General features: G+C 65.9%; 11 protein-coding genes. 4 read left to right on the plus strand and 7 right to left on the minus strand.

Annotated elements, in window-relative coordinates; genetic code table 11:
• Positions 1 to 68 precede the first annotated feature (68 nt).
• A complete protein-coding gene (locus tag RDV64_RS06030) occupies positions 69 to 1145 on the minus strand; it encodes a sensor domain-containing diguanylate cyclase (RefSeq protein ID WP_309198369.1) in 1077 nt (358 codons plus the stop codon).
• Positions 1146 to 1501: 356 nt separating this feature from the next.
• Positions 1502 to 2440 carry a LysR family transcriptional regulator gene (locus RDV64_RS06035; RefSeq protein ID WP_309198370.1) on the minus strand — a complete coding sequence of 313 codons (939 nt, stop codon included), beginning with the start codon at positions 2438 to 2440 and terminating at the stop codon, positions 1502 to 1504.
• Between the two features lie 113 nt (positions 2441 to 2553).
• Between RDV64_RS06035 and RDV64_RS06040 the strand changes: the two genes are divergently transcribed.
• The 4 genes from RDV64_RS06040 to RDV64_RS06055 all read left to right on the plus strand — a co-directional run bounded on the left by RDV64_RS06040 (position 2554) and on the right by RDV64_RS06055 (position 8633).
• Positions 2554 to 4125: a proton-conducting transporter membrane subunit gene (locus tag RDV64_RS06040; RefSeq protein WP_309198371.1), complete on the plus strand. Its 1572-nt coding sequence runs from the start codon at positions 2554 to 2556 to the stop codon at positions 4123 to 4125.
• Positions 4122 to 6524, plus strand: a complete 2403-nt coding sequence (locus RDV64_RS06045; protein WP_309198372.1) for a DUF2309 domain-containing protein — start codon at positions 4122 to 4124, stop codon at positions 6522 to 6524. The genes RDV64_RS06040 and RDV64_RS06045 overlap by 4 nt, the downstream gene beginning before the upstream one ends.
• Entirely contained in the window at positions 6521 to 7417 is an 897-nt protein-coding gene (cysD, locus tag RDV64_RS06050; protein ID WP_309198373.1) for a sulfate adenylyltransferase subunit CysD, read from the plus strand. The genes RDV64_RS06045 and cysD overlap by 4 nt, the downstream gene beginning before the upstream one ends.
• Positions 7418 to 7547: 130 nt before the next feature.
• On the plus strand, positions 7548 to 8633 hold the full coding sequence (locus RDV64_RS06055; RefSeq protein WP_309198374.1) for a GTP-binding protein: 1086 nt from the start codon (positions 7548 to 7550) through the stop codon (positions 8631 to 8633).
• 21 nt (positions 8634 to 8654) lie between these two features.
• Here the strand turns inward: RDV64_RS06055 and RDV64_RS06060 are convergent, their stop codons facing one another.
• The 5 genes from RDV64_RS06060 to RDV64_RS06080 form a co-directional block, all read right to left on the minus strand.
• Positions 8655 to 9506 carry an alpha/beta hydrolase gene (locus RDV64_RS06060; protein ID WP_309198375.1) on the minus strand — a complete coding sequence of 284 codons (852 nt, stop codon included), beginning with the start codon at positions 9504 to 9506 and terminating at the stop codon, positions 8655 to 8657.
• 320 nt (positions 9507 to 9826) lie between these two features.
• Entirely contained in the window at positions 9827 to 12040 is a 2214-nt protein-coding gene (locus tag RDV64_RS06065) for a xanthine dehydrogenase family protein molybdopterin-binding subunit (protein WP_309198376.1), read from the minus strand.
• The gene (locus RDV64_RS06070; RefSeq protein ID WP_309198377.1) at positions 12037 to 13020 is read right to left on the minus strand and encodes a xanthine dehydrogenase family protein subunit M; all 984 of its coding nucleotides are present in this window, start codon (positions 13018 to 13020) and stop codon (positions 12037 to 12039) included. The genes RDV64_RS06065 and RDV64_RS06070 overlap by 4 nt, the downstream gene beginning before the upstream one ends.
• Entirely contained in the window at positions 13017 to 13520 is a 504-nt protein-coding gene (locus RDV64_RS06075) for a 2Fe-2S iron-sulfur cluster-binding protein (RefSeq protein WP_309198378.1), read from the minus strand. The genes RDV64_RS06070 and RDV64_RS06075 overlap by 4 nt, the downstream gene beginning before the upstream one ends.
• Positions 13521 to 13611: 91 nt before the next feature.
• On the minus strand, positions 13612 to 17028 hold the full coding sequence (locus RDV64_RS06080; protein ID WP_309198379.1) for a tandem-95 repeat protein: 3417 nt from the start codon (positions 17026 to 17028) through the stop codon (positions 13612 to 13614).
• Positions 17029 to 17135: the final 107 nt, after the last annotated feature.

The raw sequence follows: 17135 nt of genomic DNA on the forward strand, positions 1-17135 counted from the left end.
GGTTGCCCTCCAGCCGCCGCAGCTTTCGGCAAGCAACAATGCCGTTGGCAAAGTTGGCGGTGTTCGTATCAGCTGGCCGAGTGGTCGGCTCTCTCTGCCTCGGAGCGTTTGCTGCGCCGGGATTTCTTGTCGGCATACATCAGTTCATCGGCGCGCCGCAGCATGCTTTCGGGTGACATCGACCCCGGCTCCGCCTCGAACACACCGACGCTCGCACCGCAAAATTCGCTGGCGCCATCCGGCACGTCGTAGTGACCGCACAAGAGCGACGCCAGCTGATCGTAGACTTCATCGGTTTTCGAACCGCCGTCTTCAGCGTCAGCATCTGCCAGAACGACAACCACAAACTCGTCACCGCCGAGGCGCCCGACGAGGTCCGGCGTGCCCGGAGCGTCGCTCAGCCTCTGGCCGATTTCGGTAAGGAGTGCATCGCCTGCCTGATGGCCGTAACGGTCGTTGATCGACTTGAAATCGTCGAGGTCGATGAACGCGACGAGGAGCTTCTTGCCGGTGTGGACGGCCAGCGCCGAAAGCCGGCGCATCTCGTTGATGACGAAACGGCGGTTCGGCAGGCCGGTGAGGGCGTCGTAGAACGAATAGGCCTCCAGGGCCGCGTTGGCCTTCTGCAGGCGCTCCAGCAATCGTTCGCGCTGGATGTGCTGCGAGATCAGCGTGGAGAAGAGGCTGAGGACCGCCACGGTGTCATCAGTAAACTCTCGTTTTTCCGAACTGGCGGCGCACAGGGTGCCGAACAGCGAGCCGTCACCCAGCAGGATCGGCGTGCTGGCGTAGGTTTCCAGACCGAGCGACTGCACGTATTCCGAATCGCGCCAGCGTTCACCCGCATCGGCGACCAGAATGCATTCTTCGTCCATGGCCCGCTTGCAAAGCGCATTGCCCCACGGCACGGAAATTCCCTCCGGAATTTCCATCGACCTTGTGTTGCGGGAGAACAGCACGCGCTGGGTGCGGGTCGGGAGATCGACCTGTGTGAGGTAGGTGCTCTCCAGGCCCGTGACGTGCTGCAACAACTCGAGGAGTGGCCGCGTCAGCTGCTCAATGGACTGCGCCGATGCGACGGTCTCCGAAACCGTGACAATCAGCCTGTCTGGTCCTTTGAGAAACCCTTCCACTGCAAGGTTCATGCAAACACATTTCCCGAGATTGCGGATTCGAGCCGTCATAATTGGTCATGACAGGCCTCAAGGCAAAATTCGCACCGAATTGTGGCACAATTATAATAGAAATATTGCACACACTAATAGGCGTATTATTCTATTTTTTGTCAGGATAATGTTTTCGGTCTCTAATTTTCTGCACGTCTGGAAAAAATTACCGTCATATTAACAAAGTCGCGCATTAACAACGTTGTAAAGCCTCGAACAGGTCAGCGGATCGCGATTGCCGGCGCCGTGCCTTTCAGCCGTGAACGGCGGCGGACACGAGTAAATGAACGCCACCCCCTCGCGGGCGAGCCGCTATCAGGCGGAGCGGTTGAGGGTCACGGACCCGGTGAAGCAACCTCCGTGTCCCTTCCGGCCGCGGCCGGGGCGCCTGGCGCTACGTCGCCCCCGGCGTTCTCCAGCAACGTTTCGATGGCGGGGTGCTGGAACCGGCGCGGCTTGGTGACGGCGTAGAATGTCTCGACGATGCCGGGCAACCGGCAGACTTCCACCAGCGAGCCCGCTGCAATTTCATCCTTCACCACAATGGGCGGAATCACGGCAAGCCCGGCGCCCTCGCGGGCCAGCAGGCGCACCATCGCCATGTCATCGGCCTCCACGGCAATGCGCGGCGTGATCCCGAGCCGCGCCACGAGTGCATCGAACCCGACGCGGATGCCGCTTTGCATCGTCGGCACGATGAGCGGCTGCGACGACAGGCGGTCCGCCAGCGATCCCGCCTCCGATACAAACGCCAGCGCACCGATCAGGCTGGCCTCCTGCTCGGCAAGCCGGTGCGAGATCAGGTCTTTGCCGGCTTCGTCCCCGGGCGGCTGATTCAGCATGATGAGGTCGAGGCTGAGCCCTTCCAGCCTGCCCAGCAACTCTTCGGCGGTGCCTGAACGCAGGACAACATCGACGCCCGTTCCCAGCAAGGGCCGCACGGCGCCAAGCACGAAGTTGCGCGACAGCGTTGCCAGCGCGCCGATCCGCACCGTGGGCCGCACATAGTCCGCATGGCGCAGCGCTGCGACCAGCTGCTCGCCGGTGGCGAAGATGGCGTCGGCATGGTCGAGCGCAAGGCGGCCTGCTTCGGTGAGCGAGAGCTGCCGGCCGCTGCGCTCGAAGAGCGGGTGGCCAAGCCGCTGTTCCAGCTGGCGGATCTGCACCGACAGGGCCGACTGGGACACATTCAGCAGCTTTGCCGTGCGCGTCAGGTTTCCCTCGCGCGCCACGGCCCGGAAATAGCGCAGATGATGATAGTTCAGATCCGGCATCCGTTCGCTTTTATAGAACGACGCCGCGCAATCAATATATTTTCCTTCATCCGTCGATCAATCTAGTTCTCCGTGAAGCGCCGCCCGCCAGCGTTCATTTGCGAGAAGTCCCGATGCTCAACATCCTTCCTCTGGCCGGTCCGCTGGTTCTGCTTCTTGCTTCGTTCGTGGCCTTCGCTGGCCCGGCCATGCGCCCGCGGCGCACGCTCATCACCGCCGAATATGCCGCAATTGCGAGCATTGCCGTTGCGGCAGCATCTGCCGTGCTGCTGGTGGTCGCCGGCCCCGGCACGTCACCTCGTCTTGGTGGCGCCACCCTATCGCTGGCAAGCCGGCTGGATGCCATCAGCGTCATCATGCTGCTGCTGGTCTCGGCCATCGGCTGGGTGGTCGTTCGTTTTTCGTCAACCTACCTCGACGGGGAGCACGGGCAGGGCCGCTTTACCGGCTGGCTGTGCCTCACCCTCAGCGCGATCCTCCTGTTCGTGCAGGCGGGCACGCTCACCCAGCTGGCGTTGGCGTGGGTGGCCGCGAGCCTGTGCCTGCGCCAGCTGCTGCTGTTTTATCGGCAACGGCAGGGGGCCCGGCGTGCGGCGCGCAAGGAGTTCATCGTCTCGCGGCTCAGCGACATTGCGCTGATCGGGGCCTCCGTCATCCTCATCTTTCGGTTCGGTACCGACGATATCGAGAGCATTCTGTCCGCCGTCAGCGCAGAGCCCGCCTCGTCCGGGGTTCTTGCTGCCGCCGGGCTCCTTGCTGCGGCCGCCCTCCTGAAATCCGCGCAATTCCCGTTCCACGGCTGGCTCAGCGAAGTGATGGAAACACCGACGCCGGTGTCGGCGCTCCTCCACGCCGGGGTCATCAACGCTGGCGGCTTTCTCCTCATCCGCATGGCCGAAATCATGCTGGCTGCGCCGATCGCACTGGCGCTTCTGGTGATGCTGGGGGGCTTCACGGCCCTGTTCGGCGGGCTGGTGATGCTGACGCAGCCCGCGGCCAAGACCTCGCTTGCATGGTCCACCGTGGCGCAGATGGGGTTCATGATCCTTCAGTGCGGGCTGGCGCTGTTCCCTCTCGCGCTGCTGCACATCGTGGCGCACTCGCTCTACAAGGCGCACGCGCTCCTCACGGCTGGCAGCGCGGTGCAGAACATCGCGCGGATCCGGCGGCCCGGCCCCATCGCCATCCCCGGCGGCCGCTCCGTGCTGGTCGCATTCGCCTTCGCGCTCATCATCTACGCGCTGGTCGCCGCAGGGTTCAACGTCGTCGAGAAGTCGCCGCAGGCCATCGCGCTCGGTGCCATCCTCATCTTCGGCGTCGCCTACCTCCTGGCGCAGGGCCTCGCGGATGCCGCGCCATGGGCGCTGACGTGGCGCACCTCGCTCTACTCGGTGGGCGCAACGGTGGCCTACTTCACCCTCCAGCGCGCCGCCGAATGGCTGACAGGGGACGCCCTGCCCGCCACTCCCGCGCCGGGACCGCTGGAATGGGCGCTTCTGATCCTCGCCCTGTTCTCGTTCGGCATGGTCGCCCTGGCGCAGGCACTTCTGCCCTTGTGGTCGAACCATCCGGCCGCCGCACCCCTGCGCATTCACCTTGCCAACGGCCTTTACGCCAACGCCATCACCGACCGGATGCTCGGCTCATGGTCCCACAGCACCCTTGAAAAACGGACGGCCGGATGACCCACGCCCCCCTTCAGTCCAGCATCGTTCTCGCCGCGGCCGACGCTGCGGTCCGGGCCGTTCCCCCGCTGTGGCCGCTCGCCACCAGCGTTGCGGTCAACCCCTATCTCGGCCAGACCGGCGAGCCCCTTGCCACGACCTCTGCCCGGCTGGCGCGCGTTGCCGGCGCCAGGACAACCATGCCGCGCGACTGGTACGCCGGTGAAATTGCCAGTGGCCAGATCTCCGATGCCGACCTTGCAGCCGCAATCGACGCTTCAGGCACGCCCGGCCACACAGCCGGAACGTTGAAAGAGGCTGCAGGCCGGGCAAAGCCGGCGGCGTTGCGCCTCCCCACGGTGGCAGACCTTGCGGCAACGGCCACCGGCACCGACTGGCCGGACATCGTTGCCGAGCGTGTCGGCGCCTTCGCATCCAGCCAACTGGACGACGGACAGGCGCTCTGGGCAGCGCCCCGCAGCGAGGGTCTTTATCGCACCTGGAAGGCCGGCGCGGTCCACGACCTCACGCCCGAAATTGCGGGGCTCACCGGCTTTGCGCGGTTTGCCGCCAGCGCGCCGGCGACCGCCAGCGGCGCCATCGAGCGCGCCGCCGACACGCTGTGCCTCAGCGAGGCTGCGCTGGACACCTACTTTCATGCACTGCTGATGACGCTTGGCGGCTGGTCGCAATTTGCGCGCTACCGGCTCTGGCAAGCCGAGCTTGCCGGCGAGGACGATACCACCGCGCTGGATTTTCTGGCGATCCGGCTCCTCTGGGAAGAGGCGCTGTTCTGCCATTGCGAAGACGCGATTGGCGACACCTGGCGGGACACCGTTGCCGCCCACGCTGTCCCCGTCGCGCCCGGCGCGGACGACGAAATCGACGCGATCCTTCAGGCCGCGGCAGAACACGCCGAACAGCGGTCGTTGGCCGGTGTGCTGGCCGCCCCGGCCGAGGCTGCACCGGCGCGCCGGCCCGCGCTGCAGGCCGCCTTTTGCATCGACGTGCGGTCCGAAGTGTTCCGCAGATCTCTGGAAACGGTCGCCCCCACAATCCAGACGCTGGGGTTCGCCGGCTTTTTCGGCATCTCGACCAGCTATCACGCCTTCGCATCGGACGTGGCGGAGCGGCGGCTTCCCGTCCTCCTCAACCCCGCACTCCAGTCGCGCGCGGGGCCATCGGACCAGCGGGCGGCGGACCCGTCTGCCCGCTTCGTGGCGCGGGCAAAGCGGGCGTGGGGGCGCTTCAAGCTGGCGGCGGTGTCGTCGTTCGCCTTCGTCGAGGCGATGGGACCTGTCTACGTGACACGGCTCGTCCGCGATGCGCTCGGGCTTGGCGGGCGCCCTACGCCGGCCGACCCTGCCCCCGTCCTCTCGACCCGGCTCGGCACCGCGGAGATGGTGACCGCGGCGGCCAGCGTTCTGCGCGCCATGTCGCTCACCGAGAATTTTGCGCCCGTGGTGCTTCTCGCCGGCCATGGCGCGCGGGTGGTGAACAACCCGCACGCCAGCGCGCTCCAGTGCGGCGCATGCGGCGGCTACTCGGGCGAAGTGAATGCGCGGCTTCTCGCGTCACTCCTGAACAATCCGGAAGTGCGGGCCGGTCTGGCGAAAGACGGCATCACCATTCCCGCCGACACGCTGTTTCTGGGCGCCCTCCACGACACCACCACCGACGCAGTCACACTCTACGCCGGCGACACCGACACCAGCCGCCACACCGCGGCGCTGGCTGAAACCAAGCGCTGGCTCGAAGCGGCCGGTGCCCTCGCGCGGGCCGAGCGCGCGCTGCGCCTGCCGGGCGCTGAGGACGGCGGCGCCGTTCTCCGGCGCGGGAGCGACTGGGCGCAGACGCGGCCCGAATGGGCGCTGGCCGGCTGCACCGCGTTCATTGCAGCGCCGCGCGATCGCACCAGCGGCAAGAGCCTGCAGGGCAAGGCGTTTCTGCACGACTACGACTGGCAGCGCGACAAGGGCTTTTCCGTGCTGGAACTCATCCTGACGGCACCGGTGGTGGTCGCAAGCTGGATCAACCTGCAATATTACGGGTCGACCGTTGCGCCGGACGTGTTCGGCAGCGGCAACAAGCTGATCCACAACGTCACCGGCGGAATCGGCGTTGTGGAGGGCAATGGCGGCACCCTGCGCGCCGGTCTCCCCTTCCAGTCCGTCCACAACGGCGAAGCATTCGTCCACGCACCGCTGCGGCTTTCCGTGGCGATCGAGGCCCCGCGCGAGGCGATCAACGAGATCCTGTCCCGCCACGACGGCGTGCGCGCGCTGTTCGACAATGGCTGGCTCCACCTCTTTGCGCTGGACGATAGAGGCCGGATGGCCTGGCGGTATGCCGGCGATCTCGACTGGACACCGAACACGCTTGCGCAGACGGACCAACCCGAAACACTGCGGGTCGCATGATGGCGCTATCCCCCAACCTGGCCTACCTCGAGAGCGAGGCCATTCACATCATCCGGGATGGCTTTGCCGAGGCGAAGCGGCCTGTGGTTCTGTTCTCGGGCGGCAAGGATTCCACCGTCCTTGCCCATCTCGTCCTCCGCGCATTCTACCCGGCGCCCCCGCCGATCCCGCTGCTGCATGTGGACTCCACCTGGGAGTTTCGCGAGGTGGTGGAATTTCGCGACCGGTTCGCCCGCAACCACGGCTTCGACCTCGTGGTGAAAGCCAACGAGGAGGGCCGGCGCCAGAACATCAACCCGTTCGAGCACGGTGACACCTACACCACCATGATGCGCACCGATCCCTTGAAGGCGGCGCTGACCGATGGCGGCTACGACGTCATCTTCGGCGGTGCCCGGCGGGACGAGGAGGCAAGCCGCGCCAAGGAGCGCATTGCATCCGTTCGCAATGCAAACCACGGCTGGGAGCCCCGCAACCAGCGGCCTGAGCTTTGGCGCAGCTACAACTGGCGGCTCGGCAAGGGTCAGTCGATCCGCGCCTACCCCATCTCCAACTGGACCGAACACGATTTGTGGACCTATATCCGCATGCGCGAGATTGAACTGGCGCCGCTTTATTTTGCGGCCGACCGTCCGGTTGTCGTGCGCGACGGTTTGCGCCTTGTGGTGGACGATGACGCCCGGATGCAGTGGCGTGACGGCGAAACCCCGACGATGGAGAAGGTGCGCTTCCGCACGCTCGGCTGCTGGCCCGTCACCGGGGCAGACCCGTCCGACGCCGACCATATCGACGCGGTGATGTACGAAACGCTGACGTCCGGCATGTCGGAGCGGCGCGGCCGGGTCAGCGACAGCGGGTCTCTGGAGCGCCAGAAGCGGGATGGTTATTTCTGACCGCCGGCGCCGCCAAGGCGCTCTGGCACCATCACGAATGTTACAATATAACATCCCTTTCGGCGGCTGAACGGACCCGGATGACACCCGGCCCGACCAGTCTGCTTGCAGGGCAATTGAAGGAGTTCTGATGATCGACCGGACCAGGCAGACCCCTGTCATCATCCTCACCGGCTTTCTGGGCGCGGGCAAATCCACGCTGCTGCGCCAGCTCCTTGAGGGGCCGGGGGCGGAGGGCACCGGCCTGATCATCAACGAGTTCGGCGATGTTGCGGTGGACCACGAGCTGGTTGCCGCTGGCCTGCGGGACGTTGCGGTCACCAGCACAGGCTGCATCTGCTGCACCGCGGGCAGCGATATTCGCGCCTCGGTGGCCGAGGTGCACGAAGCTGCGCGGGCAACCGGCCGGCTGCCCCTCAACTGCGTGGTTGTGGAAACCACCGGCCTCGCCGACCCCGCCCCGGTGGTGAACCAGCTTGTGGCGGGCGCCGTGCCGGCCCTTGGCCTGCGGGACCATACGGTCGCCAGGCACTACCGTCTTGCGGGCGTTGTCGCGGTGTTCGACGCGGTGGAGGGACCGGACACGCTGAAGCACCACCCCGAAGCGGTGAAACAGCTCGCCTTCGCCGACCGCATCCTCATCACCAAGACCGACCTTCTGCCGGAAGTGGCGCGCGCAGAACGGCACGACACGCTCCGCACCCTCATTGAACGCATCAACCGGACGGCGACCATCGAGGATGTGCAGGGGCCATCCTTCACGCTCAGCGACGCATTTCGGCCGCGCCCCTACGCGCCTGCCGACCTTGGCGACGATGTGGAGGCGTGGCTGGGCGAGGCTGATGGTGACAACCATGACCACCATCATCACGGCCACGACATGGCGGCGGGTTCCGGCATTCGCACGGTGAGCCTCACGCTGGATCAGCCGATCACGCAGGACGCCCTTGCCCGCACGATGGACCTCATCGGCGTGTTTCTCGGCCCGCGCCTGTTGCGGCTGAAGGGCATCATCGCCTTTGCCGACGCGCCGGAGACACCGCACGTGCTGCAGGTGGTGCAACACGTGGTCCACCCGCTCGCCCTCCTCGAGGCGTGGCCGGGCGATGACCACCGCACCCGCATTGTCGCGATCACTTCCGGCGTGGACCCGGGCGAGATCGAAAAGATCTTCGCCAACCTCAAGTCCGCGCCTGTCCGCGAACCGGCGGTCTGATCGCCCTTACCGGACGGCCCTCTACGGCGTGCGCAACATCGCCAGAAGATCGCGGCACAACACGCTGTCCGGGTTCGCAAAATGCTCCAGAACCTCGAAATGGTTGCAGCCCGGCAAAAGGGTGCACGTACCGGAAAGGCCTGCAGCCTCGCGGGCGGCGTGGTATTCGTCGGTCTGGCGGCGCAGTTCCGGCAGCTCGTCGCCCCCCACATAAAGGCAGGTTGGTGCCGCAAGGTCCGCTGCAATCCGCAGCGGGCTCAGCGCTTCCACCTCCGCCGGGGTGAGATGCAGCGCAGCATCGAGATAGCTGGCCGCGATGGGCTCCAGATCGAATATGCCGCTGATGGGCATGACGCCGCGAATGGCTGCCGAACGCGCCGCCATCGCGGCCAGATGCCCGCCCGCTGACCAGCCGCCGACCACAACGGCATCCCGGCTGAAGGCAGGGGCACCGGCATCGCGCATCAGCGCCTCAAGCGCGAGGTCTATTTCGGAGACGATCTGCGTCAGCGTCGCCTCCGGCGCCAGCGTGTATCCGACGAGCGCGACGTTGATTCCAAGCGGATGGAGACCCTCTGCCACAAACGCGAACATCTCCTTTGCGTTGCGCTGCCAGTAGCCGCCGTGGATGAACACGAACAGCGGCCCGCCTTCGCCCGGCGCGGGCAGAAAGTCGGTGCAGGTCCGCGCGCCATCGGCGTAGGGCCGGTCCAGCACGGCGCCGGGGCGCGCGCGCATGATTTCGCTGCGCGCGGTCCAGTCAGCCAGATAATTCTGGACGTTTGGCACGGCCTTGCTGTTGTCGTAGGCGGCGTCGAGGGTCTGCTGGTCCCAGTCGCGGTAGACGGGGGCGGACGGGTTTCGCGTGCTCACGCGGCCGTGCCCACCATATTGGGAAAGCGGAGTGTGGCCGGCTGGCGCGCTTCGGGGCGGGGGCGGGGCATGGCAACTCCAGTCTTCGCAATCGAACGCAATTCGCGTTGCCGGCGGGCACCACGGATACTGCTTTCCAATCGGCCGCCAAGTCTACCAGAATCCATCCGCACACATGGGCGGGCGTGAGTGCTGTTTCGAAGCAGCCCACGGCCCACCTCGGCCTCGAAACATTTTTCCGATCGCCCGCGATCATGCAGGGGCCGCAAAAAAGCCGGCCGCAGGGCGCGACCGGCTTTCTTTCGTCCGCGGCGGCAGTCTCAGCCGGCGTCGGGCAATCCCGCTGCGAGGAGCTTGTCCAGCGTCACCGGAAATTCGCGCACGCGGATGCCAGTGGCGTTGTAGATCGCGTTGACGATCGCACCCGCCGCACCGCAGACGCCGAGTTCTCCAATCCCCTTGACCTGCATGGGGTTGGCCCAGTCGTCGCGCTCTTCGAGGAGGATCACCTCGATCTGCGGCACGTCGAGGTTCACCGGCAGGTGGTATTCGGCAAGGTCGCGGTTGACGATGTGGCCATCGCGCGTGTCGTGAACCATGTCTTCGGTCAGCGCCATGCCGATGCCCCACGTCATCCCGCCAAGGCACTGGGACCGGGCGGTCTTGTGGTTGAGGATGCGGCCGGCGGCAAACGTGCCGTGCATCCGCCGCACGCGCGTTTCGCCGGTTACTGCGTTGACCGCAACTTCGGCAAAGTAGGCGCCGAAGGTGGATTGGCGGACCGCGCTGTCTGTCTTGCCGGGCTCCATGTGCCCTTCGACCGCAATGTCCTCGCCGTCCAGCAGCGTCTCGATGGCCACCTTCCGGTTGCCCGCAATGGCGAAGCCGTCCTTGAGGGTCAGATCATCGTCGGTCGTATCCAGCTTTTCGGCCAGCGTCGCCCGGATCTCCTGGCAGGCGATGAACACCGCGCTGCCATCGGACGCCGCGCCCCACGAACCGCCCGACCCGGCGCCCGGCGGCAGAACCGTGTCACCGAGCGTGCTGGTCACCCGGTCCATGGGCAGTCCCAGCATTTCCGCCGCAATCTGCGTGAGGATCGTGTAGGTGCCGGTGCCGATGTCCGTCATGTCGGTTTCGACGGTCGCCTTGCCGTCGGCGCGCAGCGTCACGCGGGCCTTGGCCTCCATCGTCATGTTCACGCGCACGGCAGAGGCCATGCCGGTGCCGATCAGCCACTCGCCCTCACGCCACATGCCGGGCGTCTTGCTGCGCTTGTCCCAGCCGAAGGCATCGGCCCCGGTGCGCAGCGCCTCGCCCAGCGTGTGCGACGAGAACGGAATGTGCGCCGAAGGATCCTCGTCCGGAATGTTGACGAGCCGCAGCTCCACCGGGTCCATGCCCAGTGTTTCGGCAAGCTCGTCCATGGCGCATTCCAGCACCGGGATGCCGATGGCCTCGCCCGGCGCACGGACGGAGCCCGCCGCAGGACGATGGATGCGCGCCACCTTGTGGACGATCTCGCGATTTTCGCCGCGGTAGAGGTAAGGCGTTGCCTGGGTGACCGGCTCGGAAAACACCTCGTTGGGCAGGTTGGACACCAGCGACTCGTGGCCGATGCCTGTAAGCTGCCCGTCCGCGCCTGCCGCAAGACGGATGCGCTGGCGCGACTCCGAGCGCCGATAAACCGCCTCGATGGTCTGCGGCCGCGTCATCGCCACCGACACGGGCCGGTTCAGCTGCATTGCCGCAAGCGATGCGGCAACCGCTTCGGAGGCAATGCCCAGCTTGGAGCCGAAACCACCGCCCACGTAAGGCGCCAGCACCCGCACGTTCTCGGTGTCGATCCCCACCGCGTCGGCCAGTTCGATGCGGTTATACTTCAGCATCTGGTACGAGCCGCGCAGCGTGAGCGTCTTCCCGTCCCAGTGCGCCACGGAGGCATGGGGCTCCATTGCGGCGGACGAATGCCCGGCGGTGCGGTAGGTCACATCCACCGTGTGCGGCGCGCTTTGCATGGCGCCATCAAGGTCGCCCTGGCTGGCCTGATCGTCTTCCGGCGTTTCCACCTCGGCATCCGGCGCTTCGGGGTTCACAACCGCTGCTTCGGGGTCGATCTTCACCTGAAGGGTGAAGGCGCCGTGCCGCGCCTGTTCAAAGCTTTCCGCCACCACCAGCGCCACAATCTGGCCCAGATAGTCCACGCGGGACGATGCGTTCTGCACCGGCGCATCGGTGGCCATGCCCTGCGCCGCGTTGCGGATGAAACGGTCGCCATAGACCACTGCAACCACGCCCGGCATCGCCTCCACGGCGTCTGCCTCGATGGCGGTCACCGTGCCCCTGGTGACCGGCGCGCGGACCAGCACGCCATGCAGCATGCCGTCCATCTTGTAATCATTGGCGTAGGTTGCGGTGCCGGAGACCTTGAGCGGACCATCCGGCCGGTCGACGGGCTTGCCGATAACGCCTTGCGCCATCTCGTCCAGCCGGTGCCTGGTGACCGGCGCGTCCATCTTGAAATGCGCGTTCATGCCTCGCCTTTCGTCGCCTCGGAGAGAACCGCTTTCAGCGTTCGCCGCACGAGGGGAATCTTGAAATCGTTGCTGCCGTGGCCCGTGGCATCCACGAGAAGCGCGTCGGCCGCGCGGTCGAACAGGTCGGCCGAGGGTGTTTCGCCTTCCAGCAGTGCCTCAATGTCGGTGTTGCGCCACGGCTTGTGAGCGAGACCGCCGAACGCCAGCCGCACCGTGCGCATGGTGCCGCCTTCCATCCGCACAACGGCGGCGATGGACACCAGCGCAAAGGCGTAGGACGCACGGTCGCGCACCTTGCGGTAGATCTGACGGGACGGAACGGGTGCCGGCAGCCGCACGGCGACAATCAGCTCGCCCGGCGCAAGCTCGGTTTCGACGTCGGGCGTGTCGCCGGCAAGGCGATGAAACGACATAAGCGGGATTTCGCGCGTGCCGTTCGGGCCGTCCACCTCCACGACGGCTTCCAGCGCCTGCATGGCCACGGCCATGTCGCTCGGGTGCGTGGCGATGCACTGCTCGCTTGCGCCGAGAATGGCGTGGATGCGGTTGAAGCCGCCGATGGCGCTGCACCCCGTGCCCGGCTCACGCTTGTTGCAAGGCATGTCGGTGTCATAAAAATAGTAGCAGCGGGTGCGCTGAAGGAGATTGCCGCCGGTGGTGGCCTTGTTGCGCAATTGGCCGCTGGCCCCAGCCAGCAAGGCGCGCGACAGCACCGGGTAGTCCCGCCGCACCCGGTCATCAGCCGCCAGATCGCTGTTGGTGACCAGCGCGCCGATGCGCAGGCCGCCATCATCGCTCGGCGTGATCCGGCCCATGTCGAGCCGGGTGATGTCGACCAGACGGTCCGGCGCCATCACTTCCAGCTTCATCAGGTCCAGAAGGTTGGTGCCGCCGGCAATGAAGCGAGCCCCCTCGGCTGCGCCCGCCGCCAGCGCGTCCGCCTGCGATCCGGCCCGCGTATATTCGAAGGGCTTCATTCCTTGCCTCCGACTTCGGCGATGGCATCCACAATGTTGGCGTAGGCCGCACAGCGGCACAGATTTCCGCTCATCCGCTCGGAAATCTCGTCGTTGGTGAGCGACTGGGTCCCCTCAAGATCCTCCGAAACGTTGGACGGCCATCCGGCCTTCACCTCGTCCAGCATCGCGGTGGCCGAACAGATCTGGCCGGGCGTGCAGAAGCCGCACTGGTAGCCGTCGTGCCGGACGAACGCGTCCTGCAGCGGAGACAGCGCGCCCGGCTGACCGATGCCTTCGACGGTGGTGATCTCGTCACCCTCGTGCATCACCGCGAGCGACAGGCAGGAATTGATGCGCCTGCCATTCAGAATGATGGTGCAGGCGCCGCACTGGCCGTGATCGCAACCCTTCTTGGAGCCGGTCAGATCCAGATGATTGCGCAGCGCATCAAGCAGCGTGGTGCGCGGATCAACGTCGAGCGATCGCGGCTCGCCGTTGACCTTGAGTTGGATTTGCATCCGCTCCCCCTTTGAATTCTTCCAGATCCCAATTGCCGGAAGACGCGCAGGGTTCGCAATGAATGACTGGGTTGCGTTGTCGCAGTCCGCGCTAGCCGAACGGCAGGTCCGTGCCGATGGCGCTGAAATCGTCGAGCGATACGCCCAGACCCTCGGTGCCGTAGGTGCCGTCATAATCGGCCAGGAACACGAAACTGCGCGTCTGGCCTGCCCCCAGGGCGACGCTGCCATCGCTGGGCGCCAGCGAAAACACCGGCCGGTCCGCATCCGCACTCAGGATGGCGGCCTCGTAGATCTCGTCGCGGACGGCAACGTCGCGGTCGCCATCGTAGGCGATGGCAAAATCGTCAAAGCTGATTGCTGCTTCGCCCTCGTTCGTCACATCGAGCGTGACCGCGGCGCCTGTCCCCCAGTCGTCCACGCGGCTGAGGGCAAAATCCAGATCCAGCGCGGATGGTTGGGGCGCGTCGTCCGCCGCACCGTCGATTGCCGCCGAAAAGCTGTCGCCGGTCGCGCCCAGCTCGCTCTCGTTCCAGGTGCCCGCGTAGGACAGGACGAAGCCGAACGTGTGCGTCTCGCCGGCGGAGAGCACGCCATCGGAATCATTGGGCGTGACGGTGAAATTGACGCTGTTGCCGCTTCCGCCGCTGTGGATGCCATCCCAGACCTGGCCGTCGCCGATCGTCACCGCCTGACCGGGATCGAAGGAGATGGTGAGGTCGGCATAGTCGATCGCCGTCTCGCCCGTGTTGGTGTAGGCGACGCTGTAGAACGCGCCGTTGCCCCAGTCGTTTTCCTGTACGATTTCGAAGGAGAGCGCGCCCGGCTCCGGCTCTTCCGGCGCGGGGCCGACGGTGAGGACAATGTCGCCGGTCGCCGTCCCGCCCTGTCCGTCGGAAACCGTGTAGGCGATGGTGTCCGTGCCGGTGAAGCCGTCCGCCGGGGTGTAGACCAGCGCATCGCCTTCTTGCACCAGCGTGCCGTTCGCGCCGGTGCCGAACCCGGTCAGCGCAAGCGTGTCACCATCGGCGTCAGACCCCGCGGCCAGAAGTGCTGCAATGTCGATCCGGACCGCGCTGCCGGCCTCGGCGGTGAAGGCGGTATCCCCTGCCACCGGCGCATCGTTCACCGGGCGGACCGACACGGAGACTTCGGCATTGGCCGTGCCCCCCGCACCGTCGGAGATGGTAACCGCAATCTGGTCGATGCCGGCAAAATCGGCGTGCGGTGTGTAGACAATCCCGTCGGCGCCGAGCGTCGCGGTGCCGTTGGTGGCGGCCACCGCCGTCACAGTCAGAATATCGCCGTCCACGTCGCTCGCGCGGTCCAGAATATCCGCAAGGGGGATGCGGTGAGTGGTGTCCTCGTCCAGTTCAATGGCAAAGCCGGTCAGCGTCGGCGCGTCGTTCACCGGGCGGACGGTCATGCCGATCGTCGACGTGGCGGAGAATTCGCCATCCGACACCGCAAGCGTGAAGACGTCCGGCCCCGACAAGTCAGCGTCCGGTGTGTAGAGAAGACCTTCCGCGGTCCATGTCAGTGCGCCAAGGGTCGGGCCGTCTCCGATATTGAAATTCAGCACATCGCCGTCGGGGTCGGCGCCGAGCGCCTGAAGCTCGGCGTTGGTGATGAGATGGCTGCCGTCCTCGTCCAGTGTGAAGGCGATGTCATTTGCCATCGGCGCGTCGTTCACGCCCGCGACCGTCACGGTGATTGTGCCGGTGGCTGTGCCGCCTGCCCCGTCGTCCACCGTGTAGGTGAAGGTGTCGGTGCCGGCAAAGTCGGCGTCCGGCGTATAGACGATGTTGCCGGCCACCAGTGCGGCTGTGCCGTTTTGCGGGTTGCCCACCGCCGCGATGGAAAGCGCATCGCCGTCTGCATCGCTGGCGCCGGCCAGAATGTCCGTACCGTCAATCGTGAGTGCGGTGTCTTCCACGCCGTCCCGCGCAAGATCGGCCGCCTCTGGCGGGGCGTTGGAAGAGACCGGCAGGTCGGCATCCACGACGAAAAGGTCGTCGGCGGTGGCGCCCAGCGTCGTCACGTTCCAGGTGCCGTCGTAGGACGCCACGAACAGGAAATCGGCGGATTCGCCTGGGTCCAGTACCCCGTCCCCCTGGGCAATCAGGCGGAAGGTCGGCGCGTCGGGGTTGGCATCGTCCACCAGGGCGCGCCAGATCTGGCCGGGCACGACCGAAAAATCCCGTGGCGCATCGAGCGAAACAACAATGCTCTCCATCGGCACGGCAGTGCCGCTGGTGTTCGTCAGCTGCACGGTGATGGAGGCGCCGTTGCCCCAGTCGCTGTTGACGATGAGCTCCAGTCCGAACGCATTCTCCAACGTCGTCACCGGGTCCGGCTCGGGATCAGGGTCCGGCGCATTGTCCGACACGTCCGGAACCGCGCCCACCCAGTCCGGCGTGAAATTCACAAGCGGCTCAAGGTCCGCCCACACCTCCTGCCGCACGGTCACGAAGTCTTCCGCGAACAGGTTGTGGCCGAGATCCTCGGGCGGGTTGAGGCTCCAGTAGGCGAAGCCGGCAATGGGGCTGCCGCCCTCGTCGATCACGCCGTCACCGTCGGTGTCGCCGCGGAAATAGTTGCTCAGCGCCTCGGTCCAGCCGTCGTCGGCGCTGTCGTTGCGAAAGCCGAATTCGCCCACAAAGACCGGCGCGCCGAGTTCCAGCGAAATGCTGCCCCAATATTCGTCGAACAGGGAATAGTAGGTGCTGCCGGGCGTCAGTTCGAGCTTGGTTGCCACCGGGTCCGGATACTCATGGACCGAGTAGACCAGTTTGTTGTCCTGGTTGAGGACGATCGGGTCGACGTGCGCATCCTTGAGGTTGCCGGCCCACTGGTACCAGTCCCCGTCCATCGAGTGGTGGACGCCCTCCACAATGACCAGCCAGTCCCCGTCCACCGCGTGGATGGCGTTGCCGGCGGTCTCCGCAGCGGTGGACCAGTTGTCCCACGCGGCATCGAACGGCTCGTTGCGCAGGTCCGCACCGATGACGTTGGCCTTGTCGCCCAGGGTGGCGGCGAGCGTTTCCCACATCTCCACCCATTCGGCCTCGGTGTAGTCCGCATCGTACCAGCGGCCTTCCCACCCCTCGGACGAGATGTTGTGGTTGTCGACGATGACCGAGAGGCCGACCTTGGCCGCCTCGTCGATCACATGCTCCAGCACTTCGAGCGAGGTCGCGCCCTCAAGTTCCGGGTTCTTGGTAAAGTCGATGCCGAACCAGGGGGCGACCTCGTAGGGGTCGAGCACCGCGAGGGTGGAAACCGGCAATCGCAGCGTGTTGAAGCCGAGATCGGCCACGCTCTGCATGATGTCGGCAACGCTCCGCTGGTCGACACCGGCCGGCACGCCGAAGCTTTCCAGCTCCATCCCGTACCAGTTGATCGCCTTGATGAAGACGGCTTCGCCATCCTGATCGACGATCTTGTTGCCGGCGGTTTCGAGCGGGGCAAAATCCTTGCCGGTGAGGAGGGAAACGGAATCGCTCATCGCGCTGCTCGGCGCGATGGCGAGGAGCCAGCATAGCGTTGCGCATGACAAAAAACGCACGGAATCCCGCAAAAACCACTCATGGGCTGAACCTAGAAAATGAAGCT

This window comes from Acuticoccus sp. MNP-M23 (assembly GCF_031195445.1).
Lineage (GTDB): Bacteria > Pseudomonadota > Alphaproteobacteria > Rhizobiales > Amorphaceae > Acuticoccus.

Excerpts from the sequence above, each read along its gene's own strand:
- RDV64_RS06030 (WP_309198369.1), bottom strand. The coding sequence starts at position 1,145 with ATGAACCTTGCAGTGGAAGGGTTTCTCAAAGGACCAGACAGGCTGATT.
- RDV64_RS06035 (WP_309198370.1), bottom strand. The coding sequence starts at position 2,440 with ATGCCGGATCTGAACTATCATCATCTGCGCTATTTCCGGGCCGTGGCG.
- RDV64_RS06040 (WP_309198371.1), top strand. The coding sequence starts at position 2,554 with ATGCTCAACATCCTTCCTCTGGCCGGTCCGCTGGTTCTGCTTCTTGCT.
- RDV64_RS06045 (WP_309198372.1), top strand. The coding sequence starts at position 4,122 with ATGACCCACGCCCCCCTTCAGTCCAGCATCGTTCTCGCCGCGGCCGAC.
- cysD (WP_309198373.1), top strand. The coding sequence starts at position 6,521 with ATGATGGCGCTATCCCCCAACCTGGCCTACCTCGAGAGCGAGGCCATT.
- RDV64_RS06055 (WP_309198374.1), top strand. The coding sequence starts at position 7,548 with ATGATCGACCGGACCAGGCAGACCCCTGTCATCATCCTCACCGGCTTT.
- RDV64_RS06065 (WP_309198376.1), bottom strand. The coding sequence starts at position 12,040 with ATGAACGCGCATTTCAAGATGGACGCGCCGGTCACCAGGCACCGGCTG.
- RDV64_RS06070 (WP_309198377.1), bottom strand. The coding sequence starts at position 13,020 with ATGAAGCCCTTCGAATATACGCGGGCCGGATCGCAGGCGGACGCGCTG.
- RDV64_RS06075 (WP_309198378.1), bottom strand. The coding sequence starts at position 13,520 with ATGCAAATCCAACTCAAGGTCAACGGCGAGCCGCGATCGCTCGACGTT.
- RDV64_RS06080 (WP_309198379.1), bottom strand. The coding sequence starts at position 17,028 with ATGAGCGATTCCGTTTCCCTCCTCACCGGCAAGGATTTTGCCCCGCTC.